Here is a 14,246-nt window from a genome sequence, read left to right as displayed (position 1 = left end):
GGTGCCCGACCAGTCCCGTCTCGATAAAGTCATCGCCCTCGCTCGCCATCGCGGGTTCGTCTTCCAAGCGGGCGAGATCTACGGCGGATCGCGCTCCGCGTGGGACTACGGCCCCCTCGGAACCGAGCTGAAGGAGAACATCCGCCGCCAGTGGTGGCAGACCTTCGTGCGCGGACGCGGCGACATGGTGGGCCTGGACTCCTCCATCATCCTGCCCAAGCGCGTGTGGGAGGCCTCGGGCCACGTCGCCACCTTCACCGACCCCCTCGTGGAGTGCCTGCAGTGTCACAAGCGCTTCCGCGCCGACACCCTCATCGAGGACTTCGAAGCGCGGAAGGGCCGCACCGCCGAGAACGGCCTGGCCGAGGTGCCGTGCCCGAACTGCGGCACGAAGGGGCAGTACACCGAGCCCAAGGCGTTCTCGGGTCTGGTGAAGACGTATCTCGGCGTCGTCGATGACGAGTCGGGGCTGCACTACCTGCGCCCCGAGACCGCGCAGGGCATCTTCGTCAACTTCTCCAATGTGCTCACTGCCAGCCGCAAGAAGCCCCCGTTCGGCGTCGGCCAGGTGGGCAAGGCGTTCCGCAACGAGATCACCCCTGGCAACTTCATCTTCCGCACCCGCGAGTTCGAGCAGATGGAGATCGAGTACTTCACCCCGCCGGCCGAGGCCGAGACGTGGTTCCACCACTGGGTCGAGGCCTGCTGGAGCTGGTTCGTCGACCTCGGCATCGACGAGGCGAACATGCGTCGCTTCGACGTGCCCGCCGAGGACCGCGCGCACTACTCCGCCGGCACCATCGACCTGGAGTACCGCTTCGGCTTCCCGGGCAAGGAGTGGGGCGAGCTGATGGGCGTCGCCAACCGCACCGACTACGACCTCAAGAGCCACAGCGAGGCATCGGGCCAGTCGCTGACCTTCTTCGATCAGGCCTCGGGGGAGAAGTACACCCCCTACGTCATCGAGCCCTCGTTCGGTCTGACCCGATCGATGATGGCGTTCCTCGTCGACGCGTACCACGAGGAGGAGGCGCCCAACGCCAAGGGCGGCACCGACACGCGCACCGTGCTGCGCCTCGACCCGCGCCTGGCTCCGGTGAAGGCCGCCGTTCTGCCGCTCTCACGCAACGAGCAGCTCTCGCCGATCGCCCGCGAAGTGGCCGACGACCTGCGCGGGCAGTGGAACGTCGACTTCGACGACGCCGGCGCGATCGGTCGTCGCTATCGCCGCCAGGACGAGATCGGCACGCCCTTCTGCGTCACCATCGACTTCGATTCGCTCGAGGACCGGGCGGTCACCGTCCGCGACCGCGACACGATGGGTCAGGAACGGGTGCCTCTCGAGGGCCTTCGTGCCTACCTCGCGGAGCGCCTGAAGGGGGCCTGACTCAGCCGGCCACGCTGCTCGCCGGTGACCGGCTCAGCCGGTGACGGTGATGGCGGCGTCCTCGCCGCCGCCGCTCGTCACCGACGCGAAGCTCTGCACCAGGATGTGGCGCAGCACGTCGAGATCGACCTTCTCGAGGTCCTTCACGTAGATGCACGACACGCTCGAGGTGTGCGGACCGAGTTTCGCCAGGTCGTCGGTGTGCGCGGCGACGGCGTCGACGTAGACCGTGGTCGACGCCTTGCGCGGCGCGAACGACAGCAGCGGCATATCGCCCTCGGTGCCGGTGGGATAGCGGTAGTGGCAGCTGCCGAAGCCGATGATCGTGCCCCACAGCGCCGGCTCGCGGCCGGAGATCTCGCGCATCATCGTCACGAGCGTCTCGGCGTCCCGCCGTCGACGTTCGGGTGTCACCGCGGCGATGTACTGCTCGACGTCGCCGCCGGTCGTCTTCACGACGACTCCTTCGCCTTCGCCTTCACCGCGCGTTTGTACTCGCGCACCTTCGTCAGCGACTCGGGCGAGACGATGTCGGCGACGCTGCGGAACGCCCCCTCCTCACCGTAGGGGGCGGAGGCCTCCCGCCATCCGGCACCGGTGTAGCCGTACTGCTTGCCGAGGAGGGCGAGGAAGATCTTGGCCTTCTGCTCCCCGAACCCGGGGAGCTTCTTCAGGCGCTTCAGCACTTCGGCGCCATCGGGCTCGCCGCGCCGCCAGATCGCCGAGGCGTCGCCGTCCCACTCCTCGACGACGGCGGTGCACAGCGACTGTACGCGCGCCGCCATCGAGCCGGGGAAGCGGTGCACCGCCGGGGTGGCCGAGAACAGCTCAGCGAAGGCATCGGGCTCGAAATCGGCGAGGGCTGCCGCGTCGAAGGCGCCGGCCCGCTCGGAGATCTTCAACGGCCCTGCGAAAGCGGTCTCCATCGCCACCTGCTGGTCGAGCAGCATCCCGATCAGCAGTGCGAGCGGATCGTTCGTGAGCAGCTGATCCGCGGTCTCATCACCGGTGATGTGAAGCGTCATGCCGACAGTCTCGCACCCGTTAGGTTGTCAGGAGCCATCGATCGGACCACTCATCGATCGGACCAAGGAGGTGCGCGACGTGGCGGATCCGCGCACCATCGGCACGGCTCGCCTGGTCGTGCGCCGGGCCCGTGCCCGCGCCGGGCATCTCGCCGCCCTCTCGGCGACCGTCGCCGTGACGGTGGCCACCGTCCTCCTCATCCTCGTCGTCACCGGCGATGCCGAGTCGCTCGCCCGTGCCGCCGCGGCCGCCGGCACCCCCGAGGACGAGGTCGCCGCCGCGGTCGCCGTCGGCGCGGCGTCGCTCGCCTCCGCGCTTCCCTCCCTCCTCGTCACCGTCGCGGTCGTCGCGGGGGCCGCGGTGGCGCAGCTCGGTCGGCTGCTCGCCGCCGCGCGCGAGCACGAGACCGACACCGCCCGCGCCCGGGGGCTCTCGCGCGGCCAGGCGCTCGTGCTCCATGCGATCGAGGCGCTGTCGGTGGGTGTCACCGGCGCGATCGCAGGAGCGGTCGCCGCCGCCGGGCTGGCGTCGGCGATCGGAGGGACGGATGCCGCGTCCGCGGCGCTCTCGCAGGCGGCGGTCGGAGCGCTGATCGCCCTGCTCCTCGCGGTGATCCTCGTCGTGGCGCTGGCGCGGCGCTCGAACACGCGTCGCCGGGGAGCGCGGGCGACCACGATCGCCGCCGTGGTCCTCGTGGCCGCCGCAGCGGCCCTCGGCCTCTGGCAGCTCGGATTCGCCCGGCCGGGCGGCTTCGACCCGATCGTGGCGCTCACCCCCACCGTCGTCCTCCTCGCCGCGGCGCTGGCAGCGCTCGCCGCGTTCGGGGTCGTCGCGCGCATCGCGGCTCTTCCGGCGGCGCGCGCCCGCGGCCTGGAGACCGCGCTCGGCCGCCGCCAGATCGCCCGCCGGCTCCCGCTCTCGGGGGTGGCCGTGATGCTCGTGGCCCTGACGGTGTCGCAGGCGATCCTCGCCGGCACCTTCGCCGGCACCTGGGCCGCCGCCGCGACCGATTCCGCCGCGCTGCGGGTGGGTGCCGACCTCCGCGTCGACTTGGCGCCCCAGAGCGCCTCGCCCGCGGATCTCGCCGCGGCCACCGCCGTCGAGGGCATCGACGAGGGGGTGGGCGCGGTCACCGACATCCTCGAGTTCGGGGACGACGAGGTGAGCCTCGTCGCACTCCCCGCGGCTCTCGGTCCGGAAGTCATGACCGATGCGGGCGGCGCGGCCGACCCCGAGGCGCTCGTGCGGGCGGTCACCGGTGAGGACGAGGATGCCGGTGCGGGCGACGTCGTGCGCGCGGCGCCCGTCACGCTCGGCGAGGGAGCCACCGGCCTCTCGGTCATCGTGTCCACGCAGTGGACGGGTGCTGACGTGAGCGGTGCGCTGCAGCCGCTCGCGATCCTCCTCGACGCGCGCGGGACGCCTGTGGCCCAGCCGCTGTCACTGACGTCGATCGACGGCGCGCAGGTGGGGGCCGAAGCCGCTCTCCCCGACGGTGCAGCGCCGTGGACGCTGGCCGCGCTCATCGTGCGCGTGGGCCCGACCCCCGGCGTGCCCGCAGGAACGGTGACACTGGACCAGGTCTCGGCGGTCGGCGGAGAGGCCCTCGACCTCGCCGGCTCCGTCGTCTTCGAGGGTGGGGACCGCGAGCAGGTGGTCTGGCTCGCCGACGGCCGGGAACGCGGGCCTGCAGCCGTGCCGGCCGAGGCCCTCCGGGTCGCGGTCTCCGAAGCGTTCGGGGCGCGGTTCGGCGTCGCCGTGGGTGACCGTCTCGACTACCGGGTGGCCGGCACCGGGCGCCGCGGCGAGGTGCTCGTCACCGCCGTCGTCGAAGCCATTCCCGGGGCGTCGCGCGCCGACGCTGTCTTCGCGGTGACGGAAGACCTTCTCGTCGCCTCCCTGCAGCGGGGAACGTCGTTCGCCCTCCCCGGCAGCGTGTGGGCTGCGGGCCGCGCGGATTCCGACGCCGCGCTCAGCGCGGCGTTCGACGACCGTGCCGTGCGCGTGGCCGCTCCCGGGGTGGCCGACCGGATGGTCGGGGTGCTCGTTCCGGGGTGGTGGGTGGCCGCCGGCGGCGCTGCCCTCCTCGCGCTGATCGCCACGCTCGCCATCATCCGGTCGCTCGCTCTCGCGCGGGGGCCCGAGCTCGCGGTCCTCCGTGCGCTCGGCGTCACCGCTGGTCGGCAGGCGCGGCTGCGCGCAGGGGAACTCGGAGCGATCCTCGGCGGCTCCGCCCTCCTCGGCGTGGCGGCCGGCACGGCGGTCGCGCTCGTTCTGGCCGCACCCCTCGTCCGCGCGACGACGCCCGGCATCCTTCCCGTCGCCCTCTCGCTTCAGCCTACGTGGCTGCCGCTCATCGGCGTCGTGACGGCGCTCGTCGCCGGGCTCGCTCTCATCGTCGTCGGTGCGAGCCTGGGCGTCGGCCGCGCGGCCCGTGACGCGCTCGTGGGGGAGGAGGCCCGGTGAGCGGCCGCGTGACCCGGGCGGCGCTCCTGCGCCACCACCTCGGCTTCGCGTCGGGCGGAGCGTTCGTCGTCGCCCTGCTCGTGCTGGTTCTCACTGTGCTCACCACCGCGGCTCCGGTCGCCCTCGGGCGCCTCGGTGACGCGACCGTGCAGTACCGGCTCGCAGGGCTCAGCGCGGTCGAGCGCGACGTCGTTGCCGACGAGAACGGCATCCCGCAGGTCGCGCCCGAGGTGCTGTTCTCCAACCCGAGCGTCGTCGACGATGTCTGGGGAGGCTTCACGACCGAGGTCGAACGGATCCGCGGCGAGGCGGCGGCGCCGCTCCCCGACATCCTGCAGCCGGCGCGCACGGTCGCCGTCGGCTCACCGGCCGCCCTGGCCGACGAGCCGGGGACGGCGGAGATCGCCGTCGCCGTGGACCCCCGTTACGAAGACGAGATCGAGATCGTCGACGGCCGGCTGCCCGAGCCCGCGGTCTTCGTCGAGCCGGGCGCCGAGGTCGCGGACGGTCAGGCCTTCGGGAGGATCGAGATCATCCTGTCGGCCGACACCGCCGACGAGCTCGAGTGGGAACGCGACGCCACGCGTCAGATCACCGGCTTCGGCGGCATCGTCGACGTCGTGCTCGTCGGTGTCTTCGCCCCCGTCGATCCCGCCGGCGCGTACTGGCAGCACGTCGCCTCGGTGCTCGAGCCGAACATCTTCGACGACGGCAACAGGCCGCGGGTCGTCACCGGCACCGGGTTCGCCCATCCGGCGTCCCTTCGCGCGACCTCCCCGCAGGGCGCGAGCGTCACCACGACCGTCTGGTACCCCTTCGACGAGACCGCGGTCGACGCACGCGACGCCGAGGCGGTCGCCGCGGGCCTTCGTCTCCTCACTGCGGTGGGGCACACCGTCGCCGAGACGTCCGGCGGCACCGGCGGCATCCTGAGCCTGCGGTTCACCGCCGACGTCATCGGCGCCATCGATGCCGCGCTCGCCCAGGAGCGGGCGACCGCAGGGGTGGTCGCCATGATCGCCTCCGGCCCGATCGGCGTCGCCGCCGCGGTGCTGATCCTCGGCTGTCGGCTCGTGTTCGACCGCCGCCGGCCCGCCCTCCGCCTCCTGGCCGCGCGTGGCGCGGACACCCCGCAGCTGCGGGCTCTTCTGGCGCTCGACGGCGTAGCCTGCGGCATCCTTCCGGCCTTCCTCGGCGTCGGGATCGGCGTGGTCCTCACGCAGCTGGCCCTCGGAACCGTTCCCGACGTCGCGGGTGTCGGGCTGGCGGTCGCCGTCGGTCTTGTTCCCGCCGTCATGCTGGCCGTCCTCGCGCCGTCGGCCGCCGACCGCCGGCCCCGCGCCGACCTCGGCGGGCGCGGATCGCGGTTGCGCGTCATCGGAGAGGGTGCAGTGCTCGTCCTCGCCGCCCTCGCGCTCACCCTGCTGCTCATCCGCGGCGCGGGTGACGGCGCCGACCTCCTCACCGCCGCGACCCCGCTGCTGCTCGCGCTCGTCGCGTGCGTCGTGACGCTCCGGCTGTATCCGCTGCCGCTCGCGGCGATCCTCCGGCGATCCCGCGGGGCCCGCGACCTCGAGGGCTATCTCGGAGCCGTGCGGGCGCTGCGGGAGCCCGCGATCGGGCTGACCCCCGTGCTCGCACTCGTGGTCGGGGTGTCGGTGGCGGTCTCCTCCGGCATCCTCCTCTCCACCGTCCAGGCGGGCATCGACCGATCGGCGGGCGCGCAGATCGGCGCCGACATCAGGGTGGCCGGCGGCATCATCACCCGCGACCAGCTCGCGCAGCTGGGCGCCCTGGAAGGCGTGGCGGGGGCGACCGGGATCTCGGGTGCCGAGCCCGTCACCCTCGACATCGACGGTGAGCGGGTCGGCACCTCGGCCTTCGTCGTCGACGCCGACGACCTCCGCGCGGTGCAGGGGGAGGGCCCGGGGATGCTGCCGCCCGGCGTCTCGCTGGCACCGGCGTCAGGGTCGATTCCGATCGTCGTCTCGACGGCCCTCGCCGACGAGATCGACGGTCGTGACGGTCTGCGGGTCGGCTCCGTGCCCGCCGAGGTCGTGGGGGTGCTCGACGGTCCGGCCCCGATCGGCGCGCGCGCGGCCTGGCTGGCGCTCGACGCCTCGGCCGCCGAGGAGGCCCTCGGACGGGATCCGAGCGACCGCACCGCCGTGCTGCGGCTCGCGCCCGGCGCCGACCCCGTCGCGGTCGTCGACGCCGTAAAGCAGGTGGTGAGCCCCACGCTCCGCATCGACACCGCCCGCGAGATCACCGACGAGATCGAAGCGAGTCCCGCCGTCGCGGGTCTGCGCGCCGCGCTCCTCGCCGCGACGGCGCTCGCCGCACTCCTCGGCGCCCTCGCGGTGGTGATGACGCTCACCCTCGCCGCTGAGCCGCGGGCGCGGCTGCTCACTCTGCTGCGCACCCTCGGCGCCCCTGCCCGCATCGGTCGCGCCCTGGCGACGTGGGAAGTCGCGCCGGCGGGGCTCGCCGCTCTCGTCGCGGGCACCCTGTTCGGTACTCTCGTGCCGCTGGTCATCCTGGCCGGGGTCGACCTCCGGTCGTTCACCGGGTCCACGGCTCAGCCCGCCTATGCCGTCGACCCCGTGATCCTCGGGGTCACCCTCGGCGCCTTCGTCGCGCTCGTGACGCTCGCCACGCTCATCGCCCTCGCGGTCTCGCGCCGCGCCCGCACCTCGCGCCTCCTGCGTACGGTCGAGGAAGGATAGGACCATGGATCCCACCACCCGTTCGCGCCCGGGCGCGGCGCCCGACGCCGACATCTGGTGCGCCGACCTCGTGCGCATCTTCCAGGTGCCCACGGCCTCCGGCCCGGGGATCGAGGTCCAAGCCCTTCAGGGGCTGAACCTGCGGGTCGACGCCGGAGAGCTCGTCGCCGTCGTGGGCGCCTCGGGGTCGGGGAAGTCGACGCTTCTGTCGATCCTCTCCAGCCTGGATCGTCCCACCGCCGGAGTGGCGGTGGTCGCCGGCCACGACCTTCTGACGATGAAGGAGAAGGAGCGGGTCGGCTTCCGCCGCCGCAGCGTCGGGTTCGTGTGGCAGCAGACCTCGCGCAACCTCTTCCCCTATCTCACCGCCGCCGAGAACGTCGCGGCGAGCCTCGCCGTGACGGGAACGCCCCGCGGGGCCGCCGCCCGGAGAGCGCGGGTGCAGGAGCTTCTCGATCTCGTCGACGTGGGGCACTGCGTCGCCCGTCGACCGGCGGAGATGTCCGGCGGTGAGCAGCAGCGGGTCGCGATCGCCGTCGGCATCGCGAACGATCCGCGGGTGCTCCTCGCCGACGAGCCGACCGGCGAACTCGACGACGCCACGAGCGCCCAGGTGCTCGAAGCCATGCGCACCGTGAACCGCGAGCGGGGAATCACCACGCTCATCGTCACGCACGACCCCGGGGTGTCCGACCATGTCGCGCGCACCGTGCAGATCCGCGACGGGCGCACCTCCACCGAGGTGCTGCGCTCCACACGCGTCGATGAGCACGGCGCCGAGGAGCACATCGCCGAGGAGTACGCCGTGCTCGACCGGGTGGGACGACTCCAGCTCCCCGATGAGTTCGTCGCGGCGCTGGACCTCCGCGACCGCGTGCGACTGGCGCTCGAACCCGACCACGTCCAGGTGCGCCCGGAGGAGCGAGCGGATGCCGCCCCCGACGCTCCCCGCGAGGATCGGCCGTGAGCGGCCCCGGTGTCGCGGCCCTTCGCGGCGAGGGTCTCACGCGCACCTTCCGCAGCGCCGCCGGCGACGTGCACGCCTGCGTCGGCATCGACCTCGAGGTGCGTGCCGGTGAGCTCGTCGTCGTCACCGGGCCCTCGGGCGCGGGGAAGACGACCCTCCTCAACATCCTCGGCACGCTGGATCGCCCCGACGCGGGTCGCGTGTGGGTGGGTGAGACCGAGGCGACATCGCTCGACGAGGACGCCCTGGCCGAGATTCGCCGCCGCGATCTCGGGTTCGTCTTCCAGTCGTTCGGACTGATCCCCGTACTCTCGGCCGCCGAGAACGTCGAGCTGCCGCTGCGGATCGCCCGCACCGACCCCGGCGAACGCGATGCGCGGGTCGCCGAAGCCCTCCGGCAGGTGGGGCTCGCCGACCACGCCGGGCAGCGGCCCGGCGAGCTGTCGGGCGGGCAGCAGCAGCGGGTCGGGATCGCGCGGGCGATCGTCGCCGAGCCGCGCGTGCTCATCGCCGACGAGCCGACCGCGCAGCTGGACTCCCGCACCGCGGCAGCGGTGATGGACCTCATCGTCGACCTCGTCCACACCCGAGGCATCGCCGCGGTGGTCGCGACCCACGATCCGATCCTCCGCGCACGCGCCGATCGGGTCGCCGAACTGCATGACGGCCGACTGGTGGCCGCCGAAGGGAGACTGCGTCGTGACCGACGCCGCTGACGCCCCATCCGTTCCCGCGAATCCCGCCGACAAGGCCGTGATCGTCGTCGGTGGCGGCGTCGCGGGCCTGGTCGCCGCGCTCGAGTGCGCGAAGGTCGGCATGAACGTCACCGTGCTCGAGCGCGACACCCGGGTCGGCGGCGTCATCCGCCGCGAGGATGTGGGCGGGGTCGGGGTGGATCTCGCCGCCGACGGGTTCTCCACGCGCGGCGGGGTGGTCGCGGCCGTCCTCGACGAGGTGGGGCTCGGCGATGCGGTGATCCGTCCCGACCATGCCGGCCGCTGGATCGCGGGCGCGACCGGCGTCGCGCCGCTCCCGGCGGAGACCGTCTTCGGCATTCCTGCGAATGCGTGGGCTGACGACGTCCGCCGCCATATCGGATGGTCCGGCGCGTGGCGCGCCTACCTCGACCGGCTCCGCCCACCGCTCACGATCGGTCAGGAGCAGAGCCTGGGGCGCCTGGTGCGAACCCGCATGGGCGACCGGGTCCGCGACCGACTCGTCGCCCCGCTCAGTGTCGGCGGTTACGCGGTCGATCCCGACGATGTCGTCGTCGATGACGTCGCGCCGGGCCTGAACGCCGCCCTCACCCGCACCGGCTCTCTCGCCGGCGCCGTGGCGGCCGTCCGCGCCGAGCGTGACGGCGCAGGAGAGGGCCTCGCCGGGCTCTCGGGCGGGATGTCGCGGATCGTCGACGGCCTCGCCGCACGCCTCGACGACTTCGGCGTCGAGATCCGCACCGAGGCGCCGGTGACCGGGATCAGGCGCTCCCCCGACGTCGGCGCTCGGCCGTGGCTGGTCCAGACCGGCGACGAGGCCGTCGCCGCCGACGCGGTCGTCGTCGCCGTCGACGAGGACGCCGCACGGGCGCTCCTGGCCGATGCCGCGCCGCAGCTCACCTCGCTCGCGGTCGATGTCGCCCCCACCGTGCCCCTGGAATCGATCACCCTCGTCTTCGACGCCCCCGGCGGCGCGGTCGACCGCCCGGGGCCGGTGGTGCACGCCGTGCCGGGAACCCGCAGAGCATCGACGCTCCTGCACCAGACCGGCCGGTGGGACGGGCTTCGCGCTGAAGCCGGTGAGGACGGCGTCGTCGCGCGGGTGACCTTCGGCGGCCCGGGGGATCCACCGGCCACGGCTGCGCTCGACGACGCCGCGGCGACGGCGATGGCGCTCGCCGAGGCATCCGCTCTTCTCGCCCTCCCGCTCGACGGCGTCCGTCTGCGCGGCGCGCGCCGATATCGCTACGAACAACCGCCGCCCGCGACAGCCCGGGGACGGGCCGAGCGCGCCACCCGTGCCCGCGCCGCGCTCGCAGCGGCGCCCGGCATCGCCGTCGTCGGTGCCTGGCTGGCCGGAACGGGGCTCGCGCAGGTCGTGGAGGATGCGGTCGTCGAGGCCGACGCGCTTCGACGAGGCGTCCTCTTCGGCGGCGTGGCCGGTTGATTGTGCCCCGCGCGACTGCACACGTCAAGGGCGGATGCCGTCAGAGGAATACGCCGCTACTGTGTAAGGGATTTCACCCGACGAACGTGAGGAGACGTCATGCGAGGCAAGATCGGGCTGGTCATTGGACTGGCCGCCGGCTACGTCCTGGGATCCCGTGCGGGGCGCGAGCGCTACGAGCAGATCAAGACGCAGGCCGAGAAGCTGTGGAACCAGCCCCCGGTGCAGAAGCAGGTCGCGAAAGTGACGGAGTTCGCAAAATCCAGCGCCGCATCCATCCCCGGCACGCTGTGGGACGGCGCGGTGAAGGTGACCAAGGCGGCGACGTCCAAGGACACCAGCGGCGACCAGAAGGCCGCCGAGGTCAAGCGCGCCGCGAAGTCGTCGGCGGAAGCCGTGAAGGATGCCGCTGCCGACGCCGCGTCCGACGCGTCGGCTGCTGCGGCGAAGACGTCGCCCGCGTCCCACTCCGGAGCCTGATATGACGACCCCGCGCGGCTTCCGCGACCGGGCTGACGACAGTCTGCTGACGCTTGTCGGCGAGATTCCCGAGCTGGTCAAGAACCTCATCGTCGCCGAGATCGAATCGGCGAAGAAGTGGCTGGCGAAGACCGCGAAGGATGCCGGCATCGGGGCGGGCTGGTTCGTCGCGGCTCTGTTCGTGCTCTTCTGGTCGGTGCCGGTGTTCGGCACCTTCGTCATCGCCGGCCTGTCGTCGTGGTGGCCGGTGTGGCTGTCGGCCATCGTCGTGTTCGCCGTGATGATCCTCATCACCGTGATCCTGGCGCTGCTGGGCTACCTCCGCTTCCGGCGGCTGTCCAGCCGGGAGACCCCGGTCCAGTCGATCGCCCTCGACGTGAAGGAGGTGCGCGATGAGCTCTGAGATCTCGCCGCGCAAGAGCGCTGTGGCCCCCGTCCCCGTTCCCCGGACCGCGGTGCCGATCGGCATCGACGACCCCGTGGAGCAGGCGCGGGCCGAGCTGAAGGCTGCGCTCGCCGCGATCGAGGTCAAGGCGAACGTCCCGCGCAGGGTGTCGGAGGCGACCGAACGCGAGGTCGAGCGCGCGCGCGACTTCGCGCGGCGCAGTCCCGGGGCGGCGACAGCCGCCGTGGTTGCGGCCGCAGCGGCCGTGGGCGGACTCGTATGGCTGTTCGTGCGCTCGTACACCCGGTGAACTGAAATATCGGTCACGAGGCGGTCTTGAGCGGCCCGGGGTATGCTCGGGAAGCAGGCAGTGCAATGGAGCGGATGCTGCCGATCGCGCACATGCACCTGCGCGCGTCGGTTGCTCGAAGTGCGGGCGGCCGAACACGCCCCACGAGAGTCGACTGAATGAACCACGCAGCTCAGGACCCGTCAGCCAAGCCCCTCGGGGGTTGGCGCGTCCTCGTGCCCCGCGGGGGTCCGTGGGGTGATGGAGTGGCGGCGTCGCTTCGCCGTCAGGGCGCAACGCCGGTCATCGCTCCGCTGATCAACTTCGCCCCCACGCGTGATCACGAGACCCTCGAGAAGGCCTTGGCCGATCTCGCCGCGGGTGCCTTCCGTTGGCTCACGGTGACGAGTGCGACCACCGTCGACGTGCTCTACGCCTATCGCGCCACGATCCCCGCGTCCACCAAGGTCGCCGCCGTGGGCGAGACCACCTCGGCAGCCCTGCAGGCCGTCGGGTACAAGGTCGACCTCGTCCCCGAGCGCGACAACTCCGCTGCGGGAATGGCCGAGCAGCTCATCGGCCTCGAGCCGGAGCCGGTCGACATCCTCACCCTCCGGAGCGAGATCGCCAAGCCCGTGCTCACACGCAGCCTCAGCGATGCGGGTCACCGGGTGCGCAGCGTCGTCGCGTATCGCACGGTCGGGGTGCCCGTCGCCGACCGCGTCGCCCGCGATGTCGAGAGCGGCCGCATCAACGCCATCCTCGTCACCAGTGGGTCGGTGGCCGAACAGGTGCACGCCCAGTTCCCCCACATTCCCGACACGACGGTCATCGCGGCCATCGGACCCCGGACCGCGCGCGACGCCCGTCGTGCCGGTCTGGCTGTCGACGTCGTCGCCGACACGCAGACCGTCGATGCGCTCATCGCCGCGGTGGCGACGTTCTCGCTGCCCCACGCCGCCGACGAGTTCGCGCCGCAGACGGGCGTGATCCGGCTGCCGGGCGCCGGTCGCGAAGTCTGAGGGGTGCCCGAACTCAGCCTGTTCGCCTGGGTTCTGCTCGCTGTCGCGGCGGTCGTCATCGGGCTGTCCAAGACCGCGGTGCCGGGGGCGGGCACCCTCGCCGTCGCAGCGTTCGCCGCTGTGCTTCCCGCCCGCGAGTCGACCGGCACGATCCTGCTGCTGCTGATCCTCGCCGACATGTTCGCCATCACGATGTACGTGCGGCACGTCAACTGGCGGGCGCTGCTCCGGCTGGCACCCGCGATCGTCGCCGGGCTTCTCGTCGGGGTGCTCTTCCTCGCCGTCGCCGATGACGCGTGGGTGAAGCGCACCATCGGCGTGCTTCTTCTGGGGGTGATCGCGGTCACGCTGTGGCGTCGCCGCATGGCATCCGCTCTCGTCGAGGGACCGCCTCGGCGCGGGGCCGCGGCGGTCTACGGCACGCTGGGCGGCTTCACGACGATGGTCGCCAACGCGGCCGGGCCGGTGATGTCGATGTACTTCCTCGCCGCACGATTTCCCGTGAAGGAGTTCCTCGGCACCGCGGCGTGGCTCTTCGCGATCGTGAACATCAGCAAGGTGCCCTTCTCCGTCGGACTCGGCCTCATCACGGTGCCCGGTCTCGTGCTCGACGCGATCCTCGCGCCGCTCGTGGTGGCGGGGGCCCTCGGGGGGCGCTGGATCGCCGACCGGATCGACCAGCGACTGTTCGAGCGACTTGTGATCATCCTGACGGTGGTCGGCGCCGTCTATCTGCTGATCTGACCGCTTCCGCCCTCGACGCCGTCACCCGCGGTAGCCTGCCGACGTGATCGCGTTGCGCACCGAGAGATTGGTCCTGGCTCCGCTCGGCGCCGACGACCGTGACGCCTTCGTCGCCTACCGTCGCGACCCCGATGTCGCGCGGTGGCAGTCGTGGACGCCCGAGTACAGCGCAACCGACGCCGACGACCTGCTCGCCGGGCAGCCGACGCGATTCCCCCCGTCGGCGGGGGAGTGGCTGCAGATCGGCGTGCGGGATGCCGCCTCCGGCGCCCTCCTCGGCGATGTCGCCGTCCACACCGTGGCCGAGCAGCCCGACACCTACGAGGTCGGCGTCACGGTGGCTGCCGAGCATCAGCGACGCGGTGTCGCCGGCGAGGCCCTGGGGGCGGTCGTCGCCGCGCTGTTCGACGATCACGGTGCGCATCGGGTGATCGCGACGTCGGATCAGCGCAACGCCGCCGTCGCGCGACTCCTCACCGGACTGGGGTTCAGGCACGAGGGTCGCGCGGTGGAGGCGGACTGGTTCAAAGGCGAGTGGACGACTCTCGACACCTGGGCGATCCTGGCCCGCGAACGGTGATGTGCCCGGCT

Annotated in this window: 14 protein-coding genes; 12 read left to right on the top strand and 2 right to left on the bottom strand. The window is 72.6% G+C overall.

Going from position 1 to position 14,246, the window contains the following annotated elements; translation table 11 throughout:
• The first annotated feature begins 1 nt into the window (after position 1).
• A complete protein-coding gene (locus DT073_RS01445) occupies positions 2-1,387 on the top strand; it encodes a glycine--tRNA ligase (RefSeq protein ID WP_124291782.1) in 1,386 nt (461 codons plus the stop codon).
• A 33-nt stretch (positions 1,388-1,420) separates the two neighbouring features.
• Here the strand turns inward: DT073_RS01445 and DT073_RS01440 are convergent, their stop codons facing one another.
• Positions 1,421-1,843, bottom strand: a complete 423-nt coding sequence (locus tag DT073_RS01440) for a DUF1801 domain-containing protein (protein ID WP_124291781.1) — start codon at positions 1,841-1,843, stop codon at positions 1,421-1,423.
• Complete coding sequence (locus DT073_RS01435) at positions 1,840-2,412, bottom strand: HhH-GPD-type base excision DNA repair protein (RefSeq protein WP_124291780.1); 573 nt, start codon at positions 2,410-2,412, stop codon at positions 1,840-1,842. The genes DT073_RS01440 and DT073_RS01435 overlap by 4 nt, the downstream gene beginning before the upstream one ends.
• Before the next feature lie 79 nt (positions 2,413-2,491).
• Between DT073_RS01435 and DT073_RS01430 the strand changes: the two genes are divergently transcribed.
• The 11 genes from DT073_RS01430 to DT073_RS01380 all read left to right on the top strand — a co-directional run bounded on the left by DT073_RS01430 (position 2,492) and on the right by DT073_RS01380 (position 14,235).
• Positions 2,492-4,879: an FtsX-like permease family protein gene (locus DT073_RS01430; RefSeq protein WP_124291779.1), complete on the top strand. Its 2,388-nt coding sequence runs from the start codon at positions 2,492-2,494 to the stop codon at positions 4,877-4,879.
• Positions 4,876-7,605 (top strand): FtsX-like permease family protein, encoded by a 2,730-nt coding sequence (locus DT073_RS01425; protein WP_124291778.1) that lies wholly within the window; start codon positions 4,876-4,878, stop codon positions 7,603-7,605. Before DT073_RS01430 ends, DT073_RS01425 begins: the two co-directional genes overlap by 4 nt.
• Before the next feature lie 4 nt (positions 7,606-7,609).
• A complete protein-coding gene (locus DT073_RS01420) occupies positions 7,610-8,572 on the top strand; it encodes an ABC transporter ATP-binding protein (protein ID WP_124291777.1) in 963 nt (320 codons plus the stop codon).
• Positions 8,569-9,288, top strand: coding sequence for an ABC transporter ATP-binding protein (locus DT073_RS01415; protein ID WP_124291776.1), 720 nt, complete (start codon positions 8,569-8,571; stop codon positions 9,286-9,288). Before DT073_RS01420 ends, DT073_RS01415 begins: the two co-directional genes overlap by 4 nt.
• Positions 9,272-10,735 carry a protoporphyrinogen/coproporphyrinogen oxidase gene (locus tag DT073_RS01410; protein ID WP_240638681.1) on the top strand — a complete coding sequence of 488 codons (1,464 nt, stop codon included), beginning with the start codon at positions 9,272-9,274 and terminating at the stop codon, positions 10,733-10,735. The genes DT073_RS01415 and DT073_RS01410 overlap by 17 nt, the downstream gene beginning before the upstream one ends.
• Positions 10,736-10,834: 99 nt before the next feature.
• On the top strand, positions 10,835-11,215 hold the full coding sequence (locus DT073_RS01405) for a hypothetical protein (RefSeq protein WP_124291774.1): 381 nt from the start codon (positions 10,835-10,837) through the stop codon (positions 11,213-11,215).
• A 1-nt stretch (position 11,216) separates the two neighbouring features.
• A complete protein-coding gene (locus DT073_RS01400; protein WP_124291773.1) occupies positions 11,217-11,618 on the top strand; it encodes a phage holin family protein in 402 nt (133 codons plus the stop codon).
• Positions 11,608-11,910 carry a hypothetical protein gene (locus DT073_RS01395; RefSeq protein WP_124291772.1) on the top strand — a complete coding sequence of 101 codons (303 nt, stop codon included), beginning with the start codon at positions 11,608-11,610 and terminating at the stop codon, positions 11,908-11,910. Before DT073_RS01400 ends, DT073_RS01395 begins: the two co-directional genes overlap by 11 nt.
• 158 nt (positions 11,911-12,068) lie before the next feature.
• On the top strand, positions 12,069-12,911 hold the full coding sequence (locus DT073_RS01390) for a uroporphyrinogen-III synthase (RefSeq protein ID WP_124291771.1): 843 nt from the start codon (positions 12,069-12,071) through the stop codon (positions 12,909-12,911).
• Between the two features lie 3 nt (positions 12,912-12,914).
• Positions 12,915-13,655 carry a sulfite exporter TauE/SafE family protein gene (locus tag DT073_RS01385; protein WP_124291770.1) on the top strand — a complete coding sequence of 247 codons (741 nt, stop codon included), beginning with the start codon at positions 12,915-12,917 and terminating at the stop codon, positions 13,653-13,655.
• A 43-nt stretch (positions 13,656-13,698) separates the two neighbouring features.
• Positions 13,699-14,235 carry a GNAT family N-acetyltransferase gene (locus DT073_RS01380; protein WP_124291769.1) on the top strand — a complete coding sequence of 179 codons (537 nt, stop codon included), beginning with the start codon at positions 13,699-13,701 and terminating at the stop codon, positions 14,233-14,235.
• Positions 14,236-14,246 lie beyond the last annotated feature (11 nt).

Origin of the sequence: Microbacterium sp. ABRD28 (assembly GCF_003850245.1) — a bacterium.
GTDB lineage: Bacteria > Actinomycetota > Actinomycetes > Actinomycetales > Microbacteriaceae > Microbacterium.
Note: the sequence above shows the minus strand (reverse complement) of the source record. Positions and strands in the feature narration are given on the sequence as shown.

Coding starts and splice junctions, on each gene's coding strand:
- DT073_RS01435 (WP_124291780.1), bottom strand. CDS start 2,412: ATGACGCTTCACATCACCGGTGATGAGACCGCGGATCAGCTGCTCACG.
- DT073_RS01420 (WP_124291777.1), top strand. CDS start 7,610: ATGGATCCCACCACCCGTTCGCGCCCGGGCGCGGCGCCCGACGCCGAC.
- DT073_RS01405 (WP_124291774.1), top strand. CDS start 10,835: ATGCGAGGCAAGATCGGGCTGGTCATTGGACTGGCCGCCGGCTACGTC.
- DT073_RS01400 (WP_124291773.1), top strand. CDS start 11,217: ATGACGACCCCGCGCGGCTTCCGCGACCGGGCTGACGACAGTCTGCTG.
- DT073_RS01395 (WP_124291772.1), top strand. CDS start 11,608: ATGAGCTCTGAGATCTCGCCGCGCAAGAGCGCTGTGGCCCCCGTCCCC.
- DT073_RS01390 (WP_124291771.1), top strand. CDS start 12,069: ATGAACCACGCAGCTCAGGACCCGTCAGCCAAGCCCCTCGGGGGTTGG.